Source organism: Spiroplasma endosymbiont of Dactylopius coccus, from assembly GCF_977110965.1.
In genome coordinates this window covers 574,618-598,900 of sequence record NZ_OZ373019.1, presented here as the reverse complement: position 1 = coordinate 598,900, position 24,283 = coordinate 574,618, and the positions used below count along the sequence as shown (strand labels likewise).

The window sequence follows — 24,283 nt, the reverse complement described above, 5'->3', positions numbered from 1 at the left end:
AAATAGTAAAGCAATTTGTTATGACTGTATTTTAAATATTAGGTTAAGTAGGAGGTATAAATATGAATAAAGAAAAATTAATTAATCATATTAATAATTTAATTAAATTAGAACCAGAACGTAGAACTGATGTAACTTTATTTATTTTAAAGGAATTAATTGAAAATGGAGACTTTGATTAATAATGCAATATTACTTAATTATTGGAATTGACCCCGCTGGTATTGGTAATAATGGAATTGTTATATATTCAAATGAAACAAATATGATTATTTATATGGAAACATTCAACACAACACATGTTTTTGAAAGTAAAAATTGTTATAAAAGAATACTATCAATAATTAAAGAACAATTTTTTGATAAAAAAATATTAGTTATTGTAGAAAATTTCTTTTTAACTTCAAAACAATTATTAACTAATCCATTAGCAACGCCTAAAATTATTGGTGCATTAATGGTATTAGTAGAAGACGTTATGAATTGAGAATTTCAAGAAAGCGAACCAAAAAATAAAATTAAAATAGAAAATTATAAAGGAAATATAAAATTTACAAAACATGAACATGATGCATATAAGCACATTCAATATTATTTAAGGAATTATAAAAATGAAAGAGAAAGCCAATTATGTCAAATTAACAGTAAAACTTAGTAACACTATTGAAACAAAATATTACGAAAAAGGTAATAAAGGATTATATTATAGTGTTCGTGGTCAATGAAATGGATTAAACTATGTTACTTTAATTTTTAACAACCCAAAACTTTATAATCGATGTATTTTATTAAACAAAAAAGATGAAATTATAGTAACTGGTGAAATCTTTAATACTTTAAATATTCCTAAAAATCGTGCATTTTGTTCAATTAACGTTAAATGATGGAATGGCAACACTTTTTAGGACTATTTTTTGGTAGACACTTGTTCTTGATATTTGATAGGAGTTAAGTAGTTTAAAGTGCTGTGGATTCTTATGTTGTTGTATCAATTGATATAATCAAATAATTCTAATTTTAATTGGATTAATGATGTAAAATTTTTATCATTAATAAATTCAGTTTTGAAAGTTTTAAAAGTTGCTTCAGCAACAGCATTATCATAAGGACAACCTTTTTTGCTTAAAGATCGAGTAATATTGAATGCTAATAAAAGATTATTAATAATTTTATTGTTAAATTCATTACCTCGATCACTATGAAATATTTGGATATCTTTTAAACAGCGATTTGATTGCATAAATGCTTGATATACTAGTAATGCATCTTTTTTAACTCCAACACTATGTCCAATAATTTCTCGGTTAAATAGGTCTATTAATAGGCAAATATAGTTTCATTTACCATTAACTTGAACGTAAGTTAAATCACTAACAATAACTTCATTTTTAACCCTATTATTAAAGTTTCTATTAACAAGATTGGTTATTTGACTATTATTGACTTTATTATGATGATTTTTGAATGATAATTTAGTGTATTTTGATATTAAATTAGAGGCTTTTTAGAAATCTGTGTATCTTTGTTTTACAAAGTACTAGTTAAGATTAATTCTATCTTCAAATTTTATCATAAAATGAGCAATTGCTGTATTTCAATTTTGAATGGGCATTGTTCATTTTTTTGTTATATTTTCAATTGCTAAATAAAATATTTTCAATTCTTCCATATCATTAGGAAAAACTTTTTTATTTCTGATAACTTTTCGTAATTGACTATTAACAGATTCAATAGCATTTGTGGTATAAATTACTCTTTTAATTTCTGTTGGATAACTAATAAAAACTATCAAATTTTCTCAATTTTTATATCAAGATTTAGCAATTTGAGGATATTGTTTATTTCACTTATTTTCAAATGTTTCTAAAGCCTGCATTGCTTGTTCTTCACTACATGCAGTATAAATTGGTTTTAAATCTGCAACTAGAGATTTTCTATGCTTATATGAGACATATTTCAAACTATTTCTAATTTGATGAACGATGCATAATTGATGTTCTGTTTTAGGATAAACTGATTGTATTGCTTCTGACATTCCTGTTAAATTATCACTACAAGCAATAAGAATATCATTTAAGCCTCGATTTTTCATTTCTGTGAAATTGGCTAATCAAAATTTAGAACCTTCATTTTCACTAATTCATAAGCCTAAAACATCTTTTTTACCTTCTAAATCAACTCCTAAAGCTATATACACAGATTTGTTAATAATGCGTTTATCTTGTCGTATTTTAACTACTATGCAATCAAAATAAACAATCGGATAAATACTATCTAATGGTCGATTTTGCCATGCTTTTACATCATCAATAACATCATCAGTAATTTGACTAATAACACTTTCACTAATATCAGCACCATGATATAACTCTTGTAATTGCATTCTAATATCTGATAATGTCATACCTTTTGCATATAAAGAAAGAACTTGTTGATCAAAACCATCAAATCTTCTTTGTCTTTTTGCAATTATTAAAGGATTAAAATTACTATTGCGATCTCGTGGTACATCAATCTCAATTTTACCTTGTTGAGTTATTAATTTTTTTGAACTTATACCATTACGAGCATTGTCACTATTACTATGTTGATTCTTATCATATCCTAAATAATTTTGCATCTCAGAATTCAACATTTTTTCTACTAATCTTTTTGTTAATTCTTTATACAAACCTCCCTCTTTAAAAACTGTTGTTAAATCTTCAGTATTTTCTAATAATAAATCTACTGCTTTTGATATTGGATCATTATTATTAATATTTTGCTTTTTAGCCATCTGTAATTCACTCTTTCTAGGTTTATTATAGAATTAATTAAACATAGTTATTTTTGTAAGTTACACAGATTACTAAACATTACCTTAAATTATGCTTATTCATAATTTCTTTAATTTTTCTTCTTGATAAATAAATTTCTTGGTTTTCTAAAATTTTTTTTAATCTTCTAGTACCATAAACTTCTTTATTTTCTTTAAAAGCACTAATAACAGCTTCATCATACATATTATTTTTGATTTTATTTTCTTTTTTCTTTAAGTTAAAATAATATGTTGATTTAGATATTTTCAAAAAACGACACATTGTGCGAATTTTATATTTAACTTTATTTTTAGCAATAATTTCTACTTTCTGCCTATTATTAGTGCTGCTTGCTTTAAAATATCATTTTCCATTCTTAATTGTTTTAATTCTTTTCTTAATTTAATTAATTCATTTTCTTCAACAGAACGATTATCTTTAGTTTTAAAACTACCTGAATTAGTAAATTGCTTAATTCAATTATAAGTAGCTGCTCTTGTAACATTGTACTCTTTAGCAAGACAAGACACTGACTTACCGCTTTGATATAAAGCTACTATTTGTTTTTTAAATTCATCTGAATATGAGTTAATATTGGCCATAATTATACTTCCTTTCTTTTCACTAATTTGTTCACTTGTCTACGTAATTAGTGTCCAATAAAGTGTAACCCATCCAATTGATTCATTAAAACAAGTTGCTAATGCTATGAAATCAAAAGGTGCAAAAGATATTTTACAGTTAGCACATTCAGGTCGTTTTTCTATAATTAGTTTAAATCGTTTAGGTTATGTAGTTGGACCTTCTAAGCAATCTTTTATGTATCCTTTTCCACATGAAGTTCAAGAACTGAGTATTAAGCAAATCAAAGAATTAATTAAAGATTATCAAAAAGCTACCTTAAGGGCTATTGAAGCTGGTTTTGATGGTGTCGAAATTTCTTCAGCACAAAAACTTTTAATTCAAGCTTTTTTTCAGTAATTAGTAATCAAAGAAATGACATTTATGGTAATCAAAATTTAGAAAATCGTTCACGTTTGGGATTAGAAATTTTACAAGCAGTAAGAGAAACAATTGATAAGCATGCTAGTGAAAATTTTATTTTAGGATATCGAGCTACAGCTGAAGAAACTAGAGGTCAAGAAATAGGTTATCCAATTGAAGATTTTTTACAATTCATGGATCAAGTATTAATAAACATTAAAATTGATTATTTAGCACTAGCTAGTTGGGGAAGAAATATATATAAATATAAAATTCAATCTCAGGGGGAATATTTTAATCAATTAGTGAATAAAGTTGTTTATCAACACATTAATCAACGTATTCCTGTTATTGTTAGTGGTGGTATAAATAGTCCTGATAAATGTTTAGAAGCCTTAGAATATGGAGATATGATAGGATTATCTTCTGTTTTTGTAGCCGAACCTGATTTTGTTAGAAAAATAAAAACTATGCAAATTGATAAAATTAATTTACATATTACTGAAAAAGATATTGAAAAATTAGCTATTCCTAAAGCTGCTTTTAAGGAAATGGTTAAACTTATGGATTATGGTGAAAGTTTACCTAAAGATACTAGGGATGAGTTAAGAAAGTTAGAAAATAATTATTCAACTAAAAATTAATATTTTGTTTAGAAAAAGGTAATAAAAATATGAAACAAAAATGAAAAATTAAAACTATTAATGAGTTAACTACTTTACAATATGAGGTCATTATAAATTCAGTAACGGAACTTCCTTTTAAAAATAAATATTGAGATAATAAGGAAAAGGGAATTTATGTCGATATTTTATCAGGTGAACCATTATTTGCATCATCAGATAAATGTAATTTTGGTCATGGCTGACCAAGTTTTACAAGACCAATTAGTGAAATAGTTATCCTTAAAAAGGAAGATAATACTAACCTAATGTTGCAGCGTACTGAAGTACGTTCTAAAAAAACTGATATTCATTTAGGGTATGTTTTTAAGGATGGTCCACAAAAAGAAGGCGGTTTACGCTATTGTATTAATTCAGCAGTTTTACGTTTTATTCCGTTATCAGAAATGATTACAGAAGGATATGAAGAATATTTATCTTAGAACCTGTTTAGGATCTTTTTTAACTTATTTTTGATTAAATTAATATCATAAATGTTATTTTATAGTTGAAAAATAAATTTTTAATCGATAAGTTGTCAAATGATAAAATCTTTTTAACAAAAAAATGACAAAGAAAATAAAATGTTAATTAACTGTCAGGTTAGAAATAATTATTCCCTTTTTTAGTTTAATTATGTTTAAAAGATTCCAAACAGGTTCTAAGAACCTGTTTGGAATCTTTTATAAAATAACGTAAAATGACTATATATTTTAAGATAAGGGGTATATATGCATAAAAATTATCCAAGTCATGTTACTAAAGAACAATTTGAGAACATAAGATCAATTTTAGAAAATAGCAAAAAGAAAACAAAACCAAGAAATTTAGATTTATATGAAGTATTTTGTGCAGTTTTATATGTATTAAAAAGTGGATGTCAATGAAGAATGTTACCAAAAAATTTTCCAAAATGACAAACTGTATATTATTATTTTCAAATTTTAAGTAAAAATAGTGATAAAGAACCTAGCACTTGACAAGTAATTTTAAAAAAAATTAGTTAGAAAAGTTCGTATCAATAATGGTAGAAAAGAACAAACTAGTTTTTGTATAATTGATTCACAAAGTGTTAAGAACACAGATACTGCTAAAAATAAAGGTTATGATGCTGGTAAAAAAATTTCAGGAATAAAGCTTCATATTGCTGTTGATTCTCAAGGTTTACCACATACAATTTACATAACCACAGCAGAAAAAACAGATCGTAACAGTGCTATAATAATGATTGAAAATGAAAAAGAAAATTTATCTAAAGTTCAAAAAATACTAGTAGATGCTGGTTATACTGGTGAAAAATTTGCTTTTAAAATCAAAACAATCATAAATGCAAATGTTGAAGTTATCAAACGTAATGAATTACATTCTTTTGTATTATTGCCAAAAAGATGAGTTGTAGAACGAAGTTTTGCATGATTAGAAAAATGCAGAAGATTATGAAAAAATTGTGAAAGAAAATTAAATACTAGCTTACAAATGGTTGTTCTTTCCTTTATTTCAATTTTATTAAAAAGATTTTAAACAGGTTCTTATACTATATTAATTAAAGAAAAACTCACTTCACCAAAAAAACATAAAAATAAGAAAAATAACTTACATCCAACAAGAAATCGTAGAACAAATTTTGGTGAATTAATTCAAATGGATGCAAGTAATCATCATTGATTTGGTAATGATAAACCAAAAGCATTTTTACATGCTGCAATTGATGATGCTACAAGCAATATTGTCGGGCTATGATTTGATCATCAAGAAACATTAGATGGTTATTATAATGTCTTTTATCAAATTTTAACTAAATATGGCATACCAAAAGCATTTTATACTGATAACAGAACAGTTTTTGGATATAAGAACCTGTTTAGGATCTTTTTTAACTTATTTTTGATTAAATTAATATCATAAATGTTATTTTATAGTTGAAAAATAAATTTTTAATCGATAAGTTGTCAAATGATAAAATCTTTTTAACAAAAAAAATGACAAAGAAAATAAAATGTTAATTAACTGTCAGGTTAGAAATAATTATTCCCTTTTTTAGTTTAATTATGTTTAAAAGATTCCAAACAGGTTCTTACATTAAATAAAAATATTTTTATTGTATATTTATTATCTTGATAATGTTTTATGATTATAAATTTTATTATAAAGTCCTAATTTTATTAGGACTTTATGTTGTAAAAAATAAATAAACAATGATATTATGATTTAAATTATTTTTTCTGTTTTGTTTATTGTTAGAATATATTTTTCATTTTTACATGATAATAGGAAATAAAAAAAATAGTATATTAATAAAACCGCAGATAAATTAATATTTTAGTACAAATTATCTTGAACCAACAATTATTAGTAGTATAATGAAAAAGTATGTTCATTCATTATTTTAAAAATTAGTATAATTAAAAGTGTAACTGCAATTAACTAAAATATTTAGGAGGAAAATTTAAATGTGAGTTGAGAAATTTGATAATCCCCAAAAAGAAATTTTTCAAATATTAAATGAAAAAGGAGCAATTAATCCTAATTTTGTTGATTATTTAAAAAAATTTGATAGTAAGGTTTTATTAAAAGCATATGAAAACATGTGTTTTTCACGAATACAAGAACAAATGCAAATGGAATTAAACTATGAAAAAGATGAAAAAGGACAAGTTAAATTAGTAAATGGAATTCCAAAAGTAATCGGAAAAGTTATTAACTTTTTATCTTCAAAAGGTCAAGAAGGTGTTGAAGTTGCTTATGCTAGTTGCTTACGACCAGGTATTGATTGATTAGTACCAGCTTATCGTAATAATGCAGCATGAATTACTGCTGGATATCCAGTTGAAAAAGTAATTCAATATTGATTAGGAAATGAAATGGGAAGTCAAATGCCGAAAGGTGTTAATATTTTACCAGTTAATATTCCAATTGCTACTCAATATTCACATGCAACAGGTATTGCTTTTGCTGAAAAATATAAAAAAGATAAAGGAATTGTTATTACTACGATTGGTGATGGTGGTACTTCTGAAGGTGAGTTTTCTGAAGCAATTAATTTTGCTGCTATTCATAAATTATCTGTTGTTTTCTTTGTTGAAAATAATCAGTGATCATTAGATACACCAACTGCTAAAGCAACAATGAGTCGAACTTTTGCACAAAAAGGAACAGCATTTGGTGTACCTAATATTCGTGTTGATGGTAATGATTTTTTTGCTGTTTATTATGCTACACAAGAAGCAATTGAAAGAGCAAAAAAAGGTAAGGGTCCTTCATTAATTGAAGCTGTTACTTATCGTCAAAATGCGCATTCTGCTTTTGATATTAAAAAAGATTATTTTTCTGCTGAAGATTATAAAATTGAACAAGAATGATTAAAAAAAGATCCAATCGATCGTATTAGAGAATATTTAAAATCAATTAAACTTTGAGATGACAACAAACAAGCAGAATTAGATAAAAAAATTACTAAAAAGGTTAATGATGCAATTACTTGAGCATTAAAAAATGAAAGTGTTTCAATTGATGAAATATTTGATTATACATATGAAAAATTAACACCACAATTAATAGAACAAAAAGCAGAAGCAAAAGCTTTCTTCAATGAAGGAGAGAAAAAATAATTATGAAAAGAAATAATGTGCAAGCTATTACTTTAGCCTTAGAATTAGCAATGAAAAAAAATCCTAATGTTGTTGTTTATGGTGAAGATGCCGGTAATGTTGGTGGTGTTTTTCGAGCAACTAAAGGTTTACAAGCAAAATTTGGCGTTAATCGTTGTTTTGATGCACCAATTGCTGAAGCAGTTATTGCTGGTAGTGCCGTTGGAATGGCAATTAATGGTTTAAATCCAATTATTGAAATGCAATTTTCAGGATTTGCTTTCCCTGCTTTTCAACAATTGTTATGTCATGCTGCACGAATGAGAAATCGTTCTCGTGGTAGATTCACTTGTCCAATGGTAGTACGTATGCCTTCATATGATTGAAATAATGGTAATAATGGTGCTTTGGAGCATCATTCAGAAGCAATTGAAGCTTTATTTTGTCATATTCCAGGTTTAAAAGTAGTTATGACTTCAAAACCTAATGATACTAAAAAATTATTATTGGCAGCAATTGAAAGTCCAGATCCTGTTATTGTTTTAGAATGTTTAGGAACTTATTTCAATAGTTATACTAGCAATAATTATACATATGATGTTAGAGAAGAAGTTAGTGATGCTTATGAAGTGGCTGTTCTTGGTAAAGCTAAAGTTCTTAAAGAATATAAGGCTGAAGAAAAACCTGATTTAACGATTATAACTTATGGTTCAAAAGTTTATGATTGTGAAGCTGCTGTTAAAATTTTAGAAGAAAAAGAAAATTTTAAAATTGAATTAATTGATTTACAAACATTACAACCATGAGATGAAGAAACAGTTGTTAATTCTGTTAAAAAAACAGGAAGATTATTAGTTGTTTCAGAAGCGGTTCGTTCATTTTCAGTTGCCTCAGAAATTATTACCGTTGTTAATGAAAAGTGTTTTGAATATTTAGAATGTCCTCCAACAAGATTAACGGGTTATGATATTACTGTTCCACTGTCTAAAGGTGAAAAATGATTTATAATTAGTCCAGATAAAATTATGGAAAAAGTTAAACTAATGATGAATTATCCAGTTTAGTTAGTTGTTTAAAGAAAGGAAAGTGAAAAGATGGAATTGAAGTTTAAAGATATGGATGGAATCGATGAAGTTACTGTAACTCAAATTCATGTTAAAGTTGGAGATAATGTAAAAAAAGGTGATAATGTTGTTGATATCGAAGCAGATAAAGCTTCAGATAGTATTAAAGCCGAAGCAGATGGTAAAGTTTCTAAGATTCTTGTTAAAGAAGGAGATAGTATTAAGTCAGGTGCTGTTATTGTTGAGTTTGGTGGGACAATTAGTGATAATAAAAGTCCTTCATCAACAAATTCTTCACCAAAATCTGAATCAGTTGCTAGTACATCTACAGTATCACCAGTTGAATTACCAAAACAAAATGTGCAACCTATTCAACAAACGGGTAAAGTATTAGCAACACCATTAGCACGTAGAATGGCTCGTGACTTAGGTGTTGATATGGGAACAATTAAAGGAACTGGTCCTCGTGGTAGAATTTTAAAAGATGATTTATTAAATGCCAAGAATGGTGGTACAACAACTAGTGCTACTGCATCAACAACACCTATTAATTCAATATCTTCAGTTTCTGCTACAACTATTAGTTCACAAGGTATTAATGTTACTAAAATCGAAAGTTTTGGTAATGTTGAACATTTACCATTATCAGGAATTCGTAAGGCTGTTGCTAATCAAATGTCATTATCAGTTTATACAGCACCACATGTTAGTTTAATGATTAATGTTGATGCTGAAAACTTAGTACAATTACGTGCAACTTTAAAAGAACCAGCGGAAAAAGATCCAGATGGTAGTGCTAAATTAACATTTATGCCATTCTTTGTAAAGGCTGTTGCTAAAGCGTTAAAAGAAGAACGATTTAAATTACTTAATTCAACTTTGAACATGGCTAATAATGAAATTCTTGTTAAAAAATATTATAACATTGGTATGGCAGCTGATACTGAAAAGGGTTTAGTAGTTCCTGTTATTAAAAATGCTGATCAACTTTCATTATTTGAAATAGCAAGACAAGTTAATTCATTGGGTGATAAAGCTCGTAAGGGGCTATTAAAAGGTGATGAAATGCAAGGTGGATCATTTACTATTACTAATTTTGGTTCAGCAGGAATTGAAATGGGAACACCAGTTATTAATTATCCAGAAGTAGCAATTCTGGGTCTAGGAATGATGCAAAAAAAACTAATTATTGCTGATGGTAAAATTGTTGAACATAAGTTCTTTCCATTATCACTTTCAATTGATCATCGTGTTATTGATGGTGCACCTGCTGGTTATTTCCTTTCTCGACTTAAAGAGTTATTAGAAAATCCAACATTAATTTTAGCTTAAGGAGAAAATGTAAAAGATGTCTAACTATGATTTTGATTTAATAATTATCGGGGCAGGTCCTGGTGGTTATGTAACAGCGGCTCGAGCAGCAAAGATGGGTTTAAAAACTGCAATTGTTGAAAAAGATAACTGAGGTGGAGTCTGTTTAAATGTTGGATGTATTCCTACTAAGACGTTACTAAAGGGCGCAAAAGTTTTTCATTATATTGAAAATGCTGATAAATATGGTGTTGCTATTAAAGATAAAAAAAATATTGAAATTAATTGAAAAGTAATGCAAGATCGTAAAGCTGGTGTTGTTAAAGGTTTAACTGGTGGTGTTGGCTTTTTAATGAAATCTAATAAAGTTGAACAATTATTAGGAACTGGAAGTGCTATTGATAAAAATACGATTTTAGTGAAAGCTAAAGACGGTAAAGAAAAGAAATATACTACTAAATATATGATAATTGCTACTGGTTCAAAAGTAAAAATGTTTGATAATCCTAATGGTCCACAAGGTTTAAGTGAAAAAGATTTAAAAACAAACCAAACATTATTAACTTCGACTGAAATTCTTTCTTTAAAAGAAGTTCCAAAAACACTAACTATTATTGGTGGTGGTGTTATTGGAATTGAGTTTGCTTGTTTATTTAGTACACTTGGTACTAAAGTTACTATTATTGAATATTTAGATCGTATTTTAGCATTACTAGATGAAGATATTAGTACAACTTTAACTAAAATTCTTGAAAAAAATGGTGTTAATATTATTACTGGTCATAGTGTTAATGAATTAAAGGATAAAACTTTAACTTATTATGCTGCAACCGATAAAGAACATAAAAAACCATTAACAGTAACTAGCGACTATTTTTTATTAAGTACTGGAAGAACGCCAATTACTGAAGGTTTTACTAATTTGGGAATTCAAATTAAGCCTAATCAAGCATTTGCCGTAAATAATAAATTGGAAGCTTTAGATGCTAACAATAATGTTATTGATAATATATATGTAATTGGAGATGCTAATGGTCAAAGAATGCTTGCTCACGTTGCGTCAACACAAGGATTAGCAGCACTTAATAATATTTTAGTTAAAGAAGGTAGAACGGATGCTGATAATCAGCCATTGAAAGAGCAAGAAGTAGATTATAATAAAATGCCTAGTTGTATTTATTCATTCCCTGAAGTGGCAAGTGTTGGTTTAACTGAAATTGAATGTAAATCTTTAGGTAAAGAATATTTGATGAAGAAAATATCATTTACTATTAATGGTAAGGCATTGGCTGATGATGAGACTGATGGTTTTGTTAAAATAATTATTGATAAAAAATATGGAGAAATCCTAGGTGCTCATATTTTATGTTCAACGGCTACTGATATAATTGCTGAAATTGTTAATATTATGCAAACGGAAGGTACTATTGTTGAATTAGCCTCTTCTTGTCATCCACATCCAACAATGTCAGAAGTAGTTATGGATGTTGCACAAGATTTAGAATTAGAATGATACAAAGTTAATAAAAAATAGAAAATAATAAAAATGTACCTAAAAATTTAAAGGTACATTTTTATTGTAAAATTAATATAATATTGATTAAAAAGTATTGTTTCTTCTTTTTTTATCGAGGCTTTTTAGAAATCTGTGTATCTTTGTTTTACAAAGTACTAGTTAAGATTAATTCTATCTTCAAATTTTATCATAAAATGAGCAATTGCTGTATTTCAATTTTGAATGGGCATTGTTCATTTTTTTGTTATATTTTCAATTGCTAAATAAAATATTTTCAATTCTTCCATATCATTAGGAAAAACTTTTTTATTTCTGATAACTTTTCGTAATTGACTATTAACAGATTCAATAGCATTTGTGGTATAAATTACTCTTTTAATTTCTGTTGGATAACTAATAAAAACTATTAAATTTTCTCAATTTTTATATCAAGATTTAGCAATTTGAGGATATTGTTTATTTCACTTATTTTCAAATGTTTCTAAAGCCTGCATTGCTTGTTCTTCACTACATGCAGTATAAATTGGTTTTAAATCTGCAACTAGAGATTTTCTATGCTTATATGAGACATATTTCAAACTATTTCTAATTTGATGAACGATGCATAATTGATGTTCTGTTTTAGGATAAACTGATTGTATTGCTTCTGACATTCCTGTTAAATTATCACTACAAGCAATAAGAATATCATTTAAGCCTCGATTTTTCATTTCTGTGAAATTGGCTAATCAAAATTTAGAACCTTCATTTTCACTAATTCATAAACCTAAAACATCTTTTTTACCTTCTAAATCAACTCCTAAAGCTATATACACAGATTTGTTAATAATGCGTTTATCTTGTCGTATTTTAACTACTATGCAATCAAAATAAACAATCGGATAAATACTATCTAATGGTCGATTTTGCCATGCTTTTACATCATCAATAACATCATCAGTAATTTGACTAATAACACTTTCACTAATATCAGCACCATGATATAACTCTTGTAATTGCATTCTAATATCTGATAATGTCATACCTTTTGCATATAAAGAAAGAACTTGTTGATCAAAACCATCAAATCTTCTTTGTCTTTTTGCAATTATTAAAGGATTAAAATTACTATTGCGATCTCGTGGTACATCAATCTCAATTTTACCTTGTTGAGTTATTAATTTTTTTGAACTTATACCATTACGAGCATTGTCACTATTACTATGTTGATTCTTATCATATCCTAAATAATTTTGCATCTCAGAATTCAACATTTTTTCTACTAATCTTTTTGTTAATTATTTATACAAACCTCCCTCTTTAAAAACTGTTGTTAAATCTTCAGTATTTTCTAATAATAAATCTACTGCTTTTGATATTGGATCATTATTATTAATATTTTGCTTTTTAGCCATCTGTAATTCACTCTTTCTAGGTTTATTATAGAATTAATTAAACATAGTTATTTTTGTAAGTTACACAGATTACTAAACATTACCTTTTTATCAAAAAAAATAATTAGTGGTATTACTGTTAATTTCTTTTTGTAAATATTTATTTCATGTAGTTATTTGTTCAAATTGTATATTTTCTAAATTTTCATTACATAAATTATTATTTTCTGACGTTCTTTTTTTTAAATAGTGTTTGAAATGTTTTTACTTCATTTTGTTGCATTTCTGTTTTATCTTTATCTTCTAATGATTTGCATATAATAGTATTTTTTTCTGTTCGGCATTTAATAAAAATATTTTCTTTACATTTTACTGCTTGTTCTCAATTTTTATCTTTTTCAATATCAAAATCATATTTATTTGTTGACATTTTATTATTGTTCCTTTCGAGATAAAAAATGTTAATTATGTCACTTTGGGTAAAAAACCAATAGTAGTGACAAGTTAATTTTATAATGATATTTAAAAATATTTATATATGATCTATAAATAAAAAAAGTGTAAAAAAAATACTTTAATTTTCTAAGTAAAAAATTAAAGTAATCATTATTTTTAAATAACCTTATTAATTTGATTTTTTGTTTTATATTCAATAAATATTTTTTGAAAAAGAGGATCTGTTAAAACATTATTTAATACTAGTTGTTCATATGTTTCATAGTTGTGATTTCTTTGCACATAATATGTTTCATAAGCAAATAAGTGCATAATCATATTACCAATGGTAGGATTACTTTCTTTATTATTTTTTCAAAGTATTTCTTGTAGTTTAATACCGTGTTTTTTAAATAACATATTCATTGAATGTTTTATTTTATGTGGTCTAGTTAATATTAATTTTTCAATAGCACTACTAATATTAAGACCATTAGCAAATATATCATCTAAACTATGAATAAAATTTCTCAATTGAATTAATTCGAGATCTTCAAATAATTGTTCATTATCTTGCAAAATTTTTTTCATTAATAACATTTTAACATGACTATCATTTTGTTCAATATAAATAGGAATTTTAATCATATTAGTGAAACTTCTAATGATTGGAATTAATTCCTGTTTAAATTGATAGCCTAAATGGTAGTTAATTATAAAAAATAATAATAAAAGATTTTCATATATTTTATTTAAATTCAAAAAGGTAAGTGATTTTTTATGTTCATCTATTGTTTTAATAAATGACTGATGGAATTGAGTGATAATATTAATAATATCTTGTGAAGTATTTTCCAAACATACGTTTTTAAAATTGGTAAGTATAGTTTTTTTATATATAAGATTTGCATTATTAAATTCTTTTAAAGCATTTTTATAATAATCTGTTGTGAATGTTTCTGAAAGTTCTTTTTGTAAACTATTAATTTTTTCTTCATCACAAAGAATAACTGCATCTTGATAGTTTAAAAATAAAACAATTCAATTTATACACATTTTTTTTTGATCAACAGTTAAATTTGTATCAACGAAACATTGGAATAAAGCACCGCCAGTTTCAATGATACACTCATCAGCTGTTTTGTTAATTAACATTATTTGGCACCTAACTTTCTTTTTTGTAGTTTTAATAATTTAATTAAAAAGTGTTTTAAGGTCAACTATCTTCTTTAATATTCTATCATTATAAATGACTTTTTTAAATTTTAGTAAAAATTACCAATTTTAATATTTTTTTTAAACAAGTTAAAAAATGACTATTAACTTTAGATTTTTAAATCACTTGAAAAAATATTTAAAAATTTTTTAAATCATTAGATAATCAGATGTATTTTTTTGTTCAATAGTTAAGTTTGCATCAATGAAACATTGAAATAAAAACCTCTATTTTAATGATGCAATTATTAGTTGTTATATTAATTAACATTATTTGGCACCTAACTTTCTTTTATAATTTGATAACTTTTAATTAAAATATATTTTAAAAGTCAGTTATCTCTTTTAATCTCCTATTATTATAAATGACTTTTTTAAATTTTAGTAAAAATTACCAATTTTAATAATTTTTTAAATGAGTTAAAAAATATTATTAACTTTAAATTCTAAAATGTTATTTTTAAAATTATTTAATGATTTTAAAGTAGGTTACTATTATTATATTTATATAACATCAACATATACTTTAAAATTGAAGTAATGCTCATATTTTATCTCAAATTCTTTATACAAGGGAGTCTAATAATTTTTAAATAAGTATAATTTGTTATGCAAGTTTTTATAAACTTTTATATTTTTTCTAATTTTTTAAATATTAATTTTATAATCAAAAACTTAGTTAAACACTTATGGGACAAGATGTGATAGTGTGAATCTTGTATTCTTATTCTAACACATAATATTTGAAACTTCTTCTTTTTGGAAATTATTATTAATTGTAATAAAAAACTTTAGTATTAGCGATAATTATTAATTAAAAGCATTTTTTACTATAAATTAATTATAAAATAGATTATTAAAATTATAGTATTTTGACTTTAATAAGAGTAAAAAAAACTAATTTTATGAAAAATAAATAAATTTGTCAATATCGAATGAAAATTTCCTAAAAATATTTATCAAAAAATTAAATTATTTTGGAAAGTTACACTGTTAAATAAACACAAATTCCAAATAACCTTTAAAATTTTAATTCCTGTTTTTAATATAGGAATTTTTTTGTATAATTTAATTAAACTTAATATAAGTTTTTAACTCATTGCTTTAATTTCAAAGTAAATGAGTTTTTATTTTGAAAGGATGAAAAAATGAATAAAAATTTACAAGAAGAATATGAATGAATTAATAAAGAATTGATAAAAATAATCATTGATAAAAATCAATTTACTCGAGAAATTATTAGTAATAGAGTTAATTTAGCTCAAACTACTATTGTTGATATTAATGAAAATTTAAAAAAACAAAAGATTAGCAAATTTAAAAAAATTAGTTATTTAATATTAAAAATATTTACTTTTGGAAAAATTGATAAAAATAAAATAATTAAAGAAAAAAATGATTTTTTTATAAAAATATCAAAAGAACTTTTTGGAAATATTAAAAAAGTAAAAGAATTATATATAAGAAAATCAAATAGTGAAATAAATATAGATGTTAATAAAATTAATAATGCAACTTTAAATAATTTATTAATAAATCCGAATAAATCAAACTTACCACAAATGTAAAAACGATAGATTGCAATTACAATTTCTTTTATATTTAAAATCAATTTTAGGTCACCAAATTTGCTCATATACAAATGATTTAAAAATTTATATGGTTTAGTATTCACAAAATGTAAATCTTATATAACTTTAATTAGGAATTATTAATATCCATATCTTCAAGGATGATTTTTATTGGGTATATAAACTTTTTTAGTTTTTATTAAATTTTCTTTGATAATTGGTTTTAAAGCTATTTCTTTTAGTTCATACATTTGATTATTGTAACTAAGATATAAGTCATTAATAAATGATTTAAGTACAATTACATCAGTTCTAGGTTGTATATATTGAACTTTGTTATTTTTATAAGGAAAATATTTTTTACTATAATATGTTATAGTTGAACCACTATCTGTTTTTCTTTTAGAAAATCTTGAAAGATAAATATTTATTTCTTCTTGTGTAGGAGCTTTAATCATAGCAGATTTTGGATGGGTTACACTTTATTGGACACTAATTACGTAGACAAGTGAACAAATTAGTGAAAAGAAAGGAAGTATAATTATGGCCAATATTAACTCATATTCAGATGAATTTAAAAAACAAATAGTAGCTTTATATCAAAGCGGTAAGTCAGTGTCTTGTCTTGCTAAAGAGTACAATGTTACAAGAGCAGCTACTTATAATTGAATTAAGCAATTTACTAATTCAGGTAGTTTTAAAACTAAAGATAATCGTTCTGTTGAAGAAAATGAATTAATTAAATTAAGAAAAGAATTAAAACAATTAAGAATGGAAAATGATATTTTAAAGCAAGCAGCACTAATAATAGGCAGAAAGTAGAAATTATTGCTAAAAATAAAGTTAAATATAAAATTCGCACAATGTGTCGTTTTTTGAAAATATCTAAATCAACATATTATTTTAACTTAAAGAAAAAAGAAAATAAAATCAAAAATAATATGTATGATGAAGCTGTTATTAGTGCTTTTAAAGAAAATAAAGAAGTTTATGGTACTAGAAGATTAAAAAAAATTTTAGAAAACCAAGAAATTTATTTATCACGCAGAAAAATTAAAGAAATTATGAATAAGCATAATTTAATATCAAAATACACTAAATTATCATTCAAAAATCATCATAATAAAGTCAATAATAGTCAAATAACCAATCTTGTTAATAGAAACTTTAATAATAGGGTTAAAAATGAAGTTATTGTTAGTGATTTAACTTACGTTCAAGTTAATGGTAAATGAAACTATATTTGCCTATTAATAGACCTATTTAACCGCGAAATTATTGGACATAGTGTTGGAGTTAAAAAAGATGCATTACTAGTATATCAAGCATTTATGCAATCAAATCGCTGTTTAAAAGATATCCAAATATTTCATAGTGATCGAGGTAATGAATTTAACAATAAAATTATTAATAATCTTTTATTAGCATTCAATATTACTCGATCTTTAAGCAAAAAAGGTTGTCCTTATGATAATGCTGTTGCTGAAGCAACTTTTAAAACTTTCAAAACTGAATTTATTAGTGATAAAAATTTTACATCATTAATCCAATTAAAATTAGAATTATTTGATTATATCAATTGATACAACAACATAAGAATCCACAGCACTTTAAACTACTTAACTCCTATCAAATATCAAGAACAAGTGTCTACCAAAAAATAGTCCTAAAAAGTGTTGCCATTCCAAAATTTTAGATCAAAATCAACAGACTATTGATAATTATTTAGTAGTCAATAATAAATATAGTATTATTATTGCAAGTTTAAATAATAAAAAAATTACTAAATGAAAAAATAATTTTTTAAAAACTATTACTTTTGGTTTTTGAGATTGAAATAAAAAAATAACAGTTCAACAAGAAGAATTAGAAAATTATAAAATTAATAATGAAGAATTGATAAAAGGGAAAGAATTAGAAAATGAAAAACTAAAACAAGAAAAAACTACTATTTTGATTGAAAAACTAAAGAAAAATATGTTTGAAATAACTAGTGTTCTTGCAGAAGTTGACATTTTAGAAGAAGAATTTTAAAAAAATGCTCAGTGAAAAAGCTAATAATGAACCTGAATGTGAAATTGCAGAGGAAGCAATTGAAGTACTAAGTAAAAAAAGAAGTTCATTTTGTTCACAAGATAGTGGTTTTGATTCAAATGCAAGTAGCGATAGTGAAGAATCTTCTTATCCAGAAAAATTAAATCCATTTATTAATGATGATGATGTAAGTTCTCAATCAACCAGTATTTTTAGTAAACCAATTTTGCCAAAAATGTAAATAGATAAATATAGTTATTAAAATAATTGTTAATTTTAATAATTAAATATTAATAAATAAATTATTTAAATACTTACATCAGTAAGTGTTTTTAATAGAAAAACTTATTTATTTAGAAAAAATATGTAACTTAGTAAAAATAAAGAAATTATTATTTTAAAATCTTTTTATCTGTTAAGTATTTTAACTTGACATCATTATGTGAATAAGATATTATTAAAAAGGTTTATTTGCCACAAATTAATAGAAGGAGGTAATTTATGGTTAAATTACGCTTAATACCAACAGGAAAAAGTAAATCAGTGCAACCTAGTTACAGAATTGTTGCGATTGATGCAAGAAAAAAACTTAATGGTAGATATATTGATAAATTAGGTACTTATAATCCAACAAGCAAAGAAAAACAAGTAACTATTGATGAAGTAAAAGCATTAAAATTTTTATCAAATGGTGCTCAACCAACAGAAACTGTTCGTAGTTTATTATCAACAGAAGGAATTATGACTAAATTTCATAATTTAAGACAAGATAGAAAAAGTAGCAAACCTAAAAAAATAACAAAAAAAGTTACTGTAAAAAATAAAAAAACTGCTACTACTGATTCTATTAAAAAAGAAGAAGCACCCGCTACTTAATATTAAAATATGCTACAAGTGATTAATTAATATGTATGTAACATTGTTAGAACGTTTAATTGAACCAATTTTACTTGATAAAATTTGTGAAGTTGAGATTCGCGAATTAGTAGAAAAAAATCACTATGATTTAATATTAATGGTACCAAAATCATTAATATCAGTATTGATTGGTAAAAAAGGAAATACTATTCGTGCATTATCAACAATTATTGAAAGCAAAGCATATTTAGAAAACAATACTATTAAATTAGTAATTAATGAGTTTTAAGATGAAATATTTAGAGTTAGGTACTATTGTTAATACTCATGGTCTTATTGGTGAAGTTAAGGTTTTATGTAATTATTATGGTAATAAATTTTCATGAAAAGAAAAAACAACAGTTTATTTAGAAGAAACTAAACAACTAACACCTTTAATTATTTCAAGAGTAAGAAATCATAAGCAGTTTTTATTATTAACATTTGAAAATTATAATACTATTGAGTTAGTAGAAGGTATGAAAAATAAAAATTTAGTTATTAATACTGAAGAAATAATTAATGACAACTTACCTTGATTTTATGAAGATATTCTAAATTATGAAGCATTTGATGCTAATAATAATGCTTTTTTAGGAAAAGTTATTGCTTTCTTAGATAATAATCATCAAGGTTTATGAGAAATAAAAATGACTAATAAAAAAACCTTTTTTATTCCTAATAATAAAGTATTTATTAATAAAATTAATAAAGAAGAACAAAAAGTTTATTTTAATATTATTGAAGGATTAATTAATAATGACTAAAAACCAATTCACAATTATAACTTTATTTCCCAATGCTTTTAATGATTTTATGCAAACATCAATCATCAAACGAGCTATTACTAAAAAACAAATTAGCATTGATATTATTGATATTAGAAGTTTTGCTAATAATAAACACCAACAAGTTGATGATGCTCCTTATGGTGGTGGCAATGGTATGGTTTTACAAGCAATGCCAGTAATTAATGCTATTAATAGCGTAAAACTTAAATATCCTGAGGCTAAAACAATTTTACTTAGTCCACAAGGTCAACAATGAAATCAACAATTAGCTTATAAATATAGTCAAAAAAATATTAATTATATTTTAGTTTGTGGTCATTACGAAGGTATTGATGAACGCATTATGTCTTATATTGATGAAGAGATTTCAATTGGTGATTATGTATTAACTGGTGGTGAATTACCAGCAATGGTTATTATTGATTGTATTACTAGGTTAATTCCTAATGTTATTCAACATCAATCTCATCTTAATGATTCTTTTAATAACTCATTATTGGATTATCCAACATATACAAGACCAGAAGAAGTACTAGGTATGAAAGTTCCAGAAGTTTTAATTGGTGGTCACCATGAAAAGATAGCAGAATATCGTCATCAACAAGCATTAATTAATACTTATAAAAAAAGAATTGATTTATTTAAAAAATATCAATTATCTGCAAAAGATAAAATAATAATTGAAGAATATAAATTTTCAGTTAAAAAAAATAAACGAAAGGAGAAATAAAACATGCAAAATGCAATTATTAAATTAGTTAGCGAAAGTCAACTAAATCATAATCTTCCTAATTTTAAATCTGGAGATACAATCCAAGTTTTTTCTAAAATTAAAGAAGAAAAAAAAGAACGTATTCAAATGTTTGAAGGAGTAGTTATTGCTCGCAAAGGTTCAGGAATTACGCAAAATGTTATTGTTCGTAAAACTGTTGGTGGTAAAGGTGTCGAAAAAACATTTGCTTTACATTCACCATTAATTGATAAAATTAACGTTATTCGTAAGGGTAAAGTAAGAAAAGCACGTATTTTCTACTTACGTAAATTAAGCGGTAAAGCTGCTAGAATTAAAGAAATTAAAACAGTAAAACCCGTTAAATAATAATTAAACCACCGTTATTAAAATCAATGGTGGTTTTCTAAATTGATATAAAATAATAATAAAATGTATTAAAGGAGTTAAAAAAATGCCTAATGAAAGTACCCATAATCAAATTCATTGATTCCCTGGTCATATGATGAAAGCCATTAAAGCAATTGAAACTAAGTTACCAATTATTGATGTTGCAATTGAAGTTTTAGATGCACGAGCACCATTAGCAACAAAAAGTACTTTATTAGATCGTTTATTAGAGAAAAAAATAAGAATTATTGTTCTTAACAAAGTTGATTTAGCAGATGATAATTTTACTAAAGAATGAGTTACTTTTTTTGAAAGTCAAGGTTTTTCTGTTTTATTGGCAAAATCATTAACTACAAAAATGAAACCGCAGTTGTTAAATTTAATTACTAAATTAATGGAACCACAAATGGAAAAAGAATTGGCAAAAGGTATTGTTAATCCAAAAATTAAGGTATTAATTATGGGATTACCAAATACGGGTAAATCAACATTTATCAATAATTTATTACAACGTAAAGTAACACAAACTGCTAATATACCTGGTGTTACTAGAGGTCAACAATGAATTAAATTAAATCCAACGATTGATTTGTTAGATAGTCCTGGTATTTTACCACCAAAAATGAATGATCAAAAAGTAGTAATGATTTTAGCTTTAATTAAAGCAATTCCTGTTAAACATTTATTTTTAGAAGAAATGGCTAATTTTGCTTTAACATTTTTACTTGAGAATTATTATGAAAGATTAGTAAAATATTATAATATTAATTTTGAAATTAAAAATATTAATGATGAAACATTATTTCTTTATTTTAAGAAATTAGCACAAAAATATCATTTAAAATTGGCTAATGATGAAGATAATACTCATCGTGCCATGAATTTATTTATTAATGATTTACAAGTAGGGAAACTAGGATTAATTTCATTTGAAATACCACCTAAGATTTTAAAACATGAAAAGTAGTTTACGATACGAAATTGATAATTATTCATCAGGAACATTAATTGCTGGTTTTGATGAAGTGGGAAGGGGAGCTATTGCAGGACCAATTGTTGTTGCAAGCGTTATTCTTAAACAAAACTTTAATCATCCTTTAATTAAAGATTCAAAACAATTATCAGCAAAACAACGAATAGCAATGTATCAAATTATAATTGATAATGCACTAACAGTTGCTGTTAGTATTAAAAGTCATCAATTTGTTAATATTCATAATCCTAAGCAGACTAGTATTTTAGCAATGATAGAAGCATTTAATAAATTAAAAATAGTACCTGATGTGTGTTTAGTTGATTTTGAAAAACCGCAATTTCCTAATTTTCTAGGAAAAGTTGAAGCAATAGTTAAAGGTGATCAAAAATCACTTAATATTGCTAGCGCTTCGATTATTGCTAAAGTAGTAAGAGATAAAATTATGATTGATTATGATACTCAATATCCTAATTATGGGTTTAAAAATCATAAAGGGTATTATACAAAAAATCATCAGATAGCATTACAAAATTATGGTATTTGTGATATTCATCGTATTAGTTGTGCGCCCGTTAAAAAATATGGTAATGTTTAGTAATCTGTGTAACTTACAAAAATAACTATGTTTAATTAATTCTATAATAAACCTAGAAAGAGTGAATTACAGATGGCTAAAAAGCAAAATATTAATAATAATGATCCAATATCAAAAGCAGTAGATTTATTATTAGAAAATACTGAAGATTTAACAACAGTTTTTAAAGAGGGAGGTTTGTATAAAGAATTAACAAAAAGATTAGTAGAAAAAATGTTGAATTCTGAGATGCAAAATTATTTAGGATATGATAAGAATCAACATAGTAATAGTGACAATGCTCGTAATGGTATAAGTTCAAAAAAATTAATAACTCAACAAGGTAAAATTGAGATTGATGTACCACGAGATCGCAATAGTAATTTTAATCCTGTAATAATTGCAAAAAGACAAAGAAGATTTGATGGTTTTGATCAACAAGTTCTTTCTTTATATGCAAAAGGTATGACATTATCAGATATTAGAATGCAATTACAAGAGTTATATCATGGTGCTGATATTAGTGAAAGTGTTATTAGTCAAATTACTGATGATGTTATTAATGATGTAAAAGCATGGCAAAATCGACCATTAGATAGTATTTATCCGATTGTTTATTTTGATTGCATAGTAGTTAAAATACGACAAGATAAACGCATTATTAACAAATCTGTGTATATAGCTTTAGGAGTTGATTTAGAAGGTAAAAAAGATGTTTTAGGCTTATGAATTAGTGAAAATGAAAGTTCTAAATTTTGATTAGCCAATTTCACAGAAATGAAAAATCGAGGCTTAAATGATATTCTTATTGCTTGTAGTGATAATTTAACAGGAATGTCAGAAGCAATACAATCAGTTTATCCTAAAACAGAACATCAATTATGCATCGTTCATCAAATTAGAAATAGTTTGAAATATGTCTCATATAAGCATAGAAAATCTCTAGTTGCAGATTTAAAAGCAATTTATACTGCATGTAGTGAAGAACAAGCAATGCAGGCTTTAGAAACATTTGAAAATAAGTGAAATAAACAATATCCTCAAATTGCTAAATCTTGATATAAAAATTGAGAAAATTTGATAGTTTTTATTAGTTATCCAACAGAAATTAAAAGAGTAATTTATACCACAAATGCTATTGAATCTGTTAATAGTCAATTACGAAAAGTTATCAGAAATAAAAAAGTTTTTCCTAATGATATGGAAGAATTGAAAATATTTTATTTAGCAATTGAAAATATAACAAAAAAATGAACAATGCCCATTCAAAATTGAAATACAGCAATTGCTCATTTTATGATAAAATTTGAAGATAGAATTAATCTTAACTAGTACTTTGTAAAACAAAGATACACAGATTTCTAAAAAGCCTCAA

Annotated in this window: 26 protein-coding genes and 4 pseudogenes; 22 read left to right on the top strand and 8 right to left on the bottom strand. The window is 24.9% G+C overall.

The genetic code is table 4. From position 1 onward, the window contains the following. Nucleotides 1-184: 184 nt before the first annotated feature. Nucleotides 185-655, top strand: a complete 471-nt coding sequence (locus ACXUB0_RS03760) for a hypothetical protein (protein ID WP_458257799.1) — start codon at nt 185-187, stop codon at nt 653-655. Beyond that, nucleotides 612-905 carry a hypothetical protein gene (locus ACXUB0_RS03755; protein ID WP_458257798.1) on the top strand — a complete coding sequence of 98 codons (294 nt, stop codon included), beginning with the start codon at nt 612-614 and terminating at the stop codon, nt 903-905. The genes ACXUB0_RS03760 and ACXUB0_RS03755 overlap by 44 nt, the downstream gene beginning before the upstream one ends. A 2-nt stretch (nt 906-907) precedes the next feature. Here the strand turns inward: ACXUB0_RS03755 and ACXUB0_RS03750 are convergent, their stop codons facing one another. From ACXUB0_RS03750 to ACXUB0_RS03735, 4 genes are all read right to left on the bottom strand, one after another. Further along, the gene (locus tag ACXUB0_RS03750; protein WP_458258789.1) at nt 908-1,378 is read right to left on the bottom strand and encodes a transposase; all 471 of its coding nucleotides are present in this window, start codon (nt 1,376-1,378) and stop codon (nt 908-910) included. 159 nt (nt 1,379-1,537) lie between these two features. Next, entirely contained in the window at nt 1,538-2,776 is a 1,239-nt protein-coding gene (locus tag ACXUB0_RS03745; protein ID WP_458257797.1) for an IS256 family transposase, read from the bottom strand. Between the two features lie 79 nt (nt 2,777-2,855). Then, nucleotides 2,856-3,080: an IS3 family transposase gene (locus ACXUB0_RS03740; RefSeq protein WP_458257796.1), complete on the bottom strand. Its 225-nt coding sequence runs from the start codon at nt 3,078-3,080 to the stop codon at nt 2,856-2,858. Between the two features lie 41 nt (nt 3,081-3,121). Next, nucleotides 3,122-3,400 carry a transposase gene (locus ACXUB0_RS03735; protein ID WP_353306568.1) on the bottom strand — a complete coding sequence of 93 codons (279 nt, stop codon included), beginning with the start codon at nt 3,398-3,400 and terminating at the stop codon, nt 3,122-3,124. Nucleotides 3,401-3,506: 106 nt separating this feature from the next. Between ACXUB0_RS03735 and ACXUB0_RS03730 the strand changes: the two are divergent. The 8 genes and pseudogenes from ACXUB0_RS03730 (at nt 3,507) to lpdA (ending at nt 11,940) form a co-directional block, all read left to right on the top strand. After that, nucleotides 3,507-4,426: pseudogene (locus ACXUB0_RS03730) on the top strand (oxidoreductase). A 29-nt stretch (nt 4,427-4,455) separates the two neighbouring features. Continuing rightward, complete coding sequence (gene msrB, locus ACXUB0_RS03725; RefSeq protein WP_458257795.1) at nt 4,456-4,887, top strand: peptide-methionine (R)-S-oxide reductase MsrB; 432 nt, start codon at nt 4,456-4,458, stop codon at nt 4,885-4,887. Between the two features lie 288 nt (nt 4,888-5,175). Then, nucleotides 5,176-5,965, top strand: a protein-coding gene (locus ACXUB0_RS03720; RefSeq protein ID WP_458257794.1) for an IS5 family transposase whose coding sequence is annotated in 2 segments (ribosomal slippage) — nt 5,176-5,436 and nt 5,438-5,965 — 789 coding nt in all. Because the reading frame shifts where the segments join, the coding sequence is not laid out codon by codon here. A gap of 9 nt (nt 5,966-5,974) precedes the next feature. Next, nucleotides 5,975-6,298, top strand: a pseudogene (locus tag ACXUB0_RS03715) (ISNCY family transposase); the annotation flags it as partial. Nucleotides 6,299-6,894: 596 nt separating this feature from the next. Next, the gene (locus ACXUB0_RS03710) at nt 6,895-8,052 is read left to right on the top strand and encodes a thiamine pyrophosphate-dependent enzyme (RefSeq protein ID WP_458257793.1); all 1,158 of its coding nucleotides are present in this window, start codon (nt 6,895-6,897) and stop codon (nt 8,050-8,052) included. Nucleotides 8,053-8,054: 2 nt separating this feature from the next. Then, nucleotides 8,055-9,095 carry an alpha-ketoacid dehydrogenase subunit beta gene (locus ACXUB0_RS03705; protein ID WP_458257792.1) on the top strand — a complete coding sequence of 347 codons (1,041 nt, stop codon included), beginning with the start codon at nt 8,055-8,057 and terminating at the stop codon, nt 9,093-9,095. A gap of 30 nt (nt 9,096-9,125) precedes the next feature. Further along, a complete protein-coding gene (locus tag ACXUB0_RS03700) occupies nt 9,126-10,427 on the top strand; it encodes a dihydrolipoamide acetyltransferase family protein (RefSeq protein ID WP_252320586.1) in 1,302 nt (433 codons plus the stop codon). A 16-nt stretch (nt 10,428-10,443) separates the two neighbouring features. After that, nucleotides 10,444-11,940 carry a dihydrolipoyl dehydrogenase gene (gene lpdA / locus ACXUB0_RS03695; RefSeq protein WP_458257791.1) on the top strand — a complete coding sequence of 499 codons (1,497 nt, stop codon included), beginning with the start codon at nt 10,444-10,446 and terminating at the stop codon, nt 11,938-11,940. Between the two features lie 137 nt (nt 11,941-12,077). On the opposite strand, the pseudogene ACXUB0_RS03690 reads toward lpdA, so the two are convergent. From ACXUB0_RS03690 to ACXUB0_RS03680, 3 genes and pseudogenes are all read right to left on the bottom strand, one after another. Beyond that, nucleotides 12,078-13,316: pseudogene (locus ACXUB0_RS03690) on the bottom strand (IS256 family transposase). Nucleotides 13,317-13,515: 199 nt separating this feature from the next. Continuing rightward, nucleotides 13,516-13,725, bottom strand: coding sequence for a hypothetical protein (locus ACXUB0_RS03685; protein WP_458257790.1), 210 nt, complete (start codon nt 13,723-13,725; stop codon nt 13,516-13,518). A 182-nt stretch (nt 13,726-13,907) separates the two neighbouring features. After that, nucleotides 13,908-14,885 carry a hypothetical protein gene (locus ACXUB0_RS03680; protein ID WP_458257789.1) on the bottom strand — a complete coding sequence of 326 codons (978 nt, stop codon included), beginning with the start codon at nt 14,883-14,885 and terminating at the stop codon, nt 13,908-13,910. A 1,208-nt stretch (nt 14,886-16,093) separates the two neighbouring features. Between ACXUB0_RS03680 and ACXUB0_RS03675 the strand changes: the two genes are divergently transcribed. Beyond that, a complete protein-coding gene (locus ACXUB0_RS03675; RefSeq protein WP_458257788.1) occupies nt 16,094-16,513 on the top strand; it encodes a hypothetical protein in 420 nt (139 codons plus the stop codon). A gap of 143 nt (nt 16,514-16,656) precedes the next feature. Here the strand turns inward: ACXUB0_RS03675 and ACXUB0_RS03670 are convergent. Beyond that, nucleotides 16,657-16,983 (bottom strand): annotated as a pseudogene (locus ACXUB0_RS03670) (ISNCY family transposase); the annotation flags it as partial. A 76-nt stretch (nt 16,984-17,059) separates the two neighbouring features. Here ACXUB0_RS03670 and ACXUB0_RS03665 point away from each other — a divergent pair. The 11 genes from ACXUB0_RS03665 (at nt 17,060) to ACXUB0_RS03615 (ending at nt 24,240) form a co-directional block, all read left to right on the top strand. Beyond that, nucleotides 17,060-18,180 (top strand): IS3 family transposase gene (locus ACXUB0_RS03665; protein ID WP_458257787.1). Its coding sequence is split into 2 segments (ribosomal slippage): nt 17,060-17,336 and nt 17,336-18,180, totalling 1,122 coding nucleotides; the frame shifts between segments, so codons are not numbered across the junction. 232 nt (nt 18,181-18,412) lie between these two features. Next, entirely contained in the window at nt 18,413-18,550 is a 138-nt protein-coding gene (locus ACXUB0_RS03660) for a hypothetical protein (RefSeq protein ID WP_458257786.1), read from the top strand. A gap of 4 nt (nt 18,551-18,554) precedes the next feature. Beyond that, the gene (locus tag ACXUB0_RS03655; protein WP_458257785.1) at nt 18,555-18,791 is read left to right on the top strand and encodes a hypothetical protein; all 237 of its coding nucleotides are present in this window, start codon (nt 18,555-18,557) and stop codon (nt 18,789-18,791) included. Nucleotides 18,792-19,051: 260 nt separating this feature from the next. After that, nucleotides 19,052-19,426: a 30S ribosomal protein S16 gene (gene rpsP / locus ACXUB0_RS03650; RefSeq protein ID WP_458257784.1), complete on the top strand. Its 375-nt coding sequence runs from the start codon at nt 19,052-19,054 to the stop codon at nt 19,424-19,426. Nucleotides 19,427-19,457: 31 nt separating this feature from the next. After that, nucleotides 19,458-19,697 (top strand): KH domain-containing protein, encoded by a 240-nt coding sequence (locus tag ACXUB0_RS03645; RefSeq protein WP_174481612.1) that lies wholly within the window; start codon nt 19,458-19,460, stop codon nt 19,695-19,697. 1 nt (nt 19,698) lies between these two features. Continuing rightward, on the top strand, nt 19,699-20,214 hold the full coding sequence (gene rimM / locus ACXUB0_RS03640) for a ribosome maturation factor RimM (RefSeq protein ID WP_252319423.1): 516 nt from the start codon (nt 19,699-19,701) through the stop codon (nt 20,212-20,214). Then, nucleotides 20,207-20,968: a tRNA (guanosine(37)-N1)-methyltransferase TrmD gene (trmD, locus tag ACXUB0_RS03635; RefSeq protein WP_458257783.1), complete on the top strand. Its 762-nt coding sequence runs from the start codon at nt 20,207-20,209 to the stop codon at nt 20,966-20,968. Before rimM ends, trmD begins: the two co-directional genes overlap by 8 nt. Before the next feature lie 3 nt (nt 20,969-20,971). Further along, nucleotides 20,972-21,337 (top strand): 50S ribosomal protein L19, encoded by a 366-nt coding sequence (gene rplS, locus ACXUB0_RS03630; protein ID WP_458257782.1) that lies wholly within the window; start codon nt 20,972-20,974, stop codon nt 21,335-21,337. An 85-nt stretch (nt 21,338-21,422) separates the two neighbouring features. Then, the gene (ylqF, locus tag ACXUB0_RS03625) at nt 21,423-22,325 is read left to right on the top strand and encodes a ribosome biogenesis GTPase YlqF (RefSeq protein ID WP_252319417.1); all 903 of its coding nucleotides are present in this window, start codon (nt 21,423-21,425) and stop codon (nt 22,323-22,325) included. After that, on the top strand, nt 22,315-22,929 hold the full coding sequence (locus ACXUB0_RS03620) for a ribonuclease HII (protein WP_458257781.1): 615 nt from the start codon (nt 22,315-22,317) through the stop codon (nt 22,927-22,929). Before ylqF ends, ACXUB0_RS03620 begins: the two co-directional genes overlap by 11 nt. A 72-nt stretch (nt 22,930-23,001) precedes the next feature. Beyond that, nucleotides 23,002-24,240 carry an IS256 family transposase gene (locus ACXUB0_RS03615; RefSeq protein ID WP_458257780.1) on the top strand — a complete coding sequence of 413 codons (1,239 nt, stop codon included), beginning with the start codon at nt 23,002-23,004 and terminating at the stop codon, nt 24,238-24,240. Nucleotides 24,241-24,283: the final 43 nt, after the last annotated feature.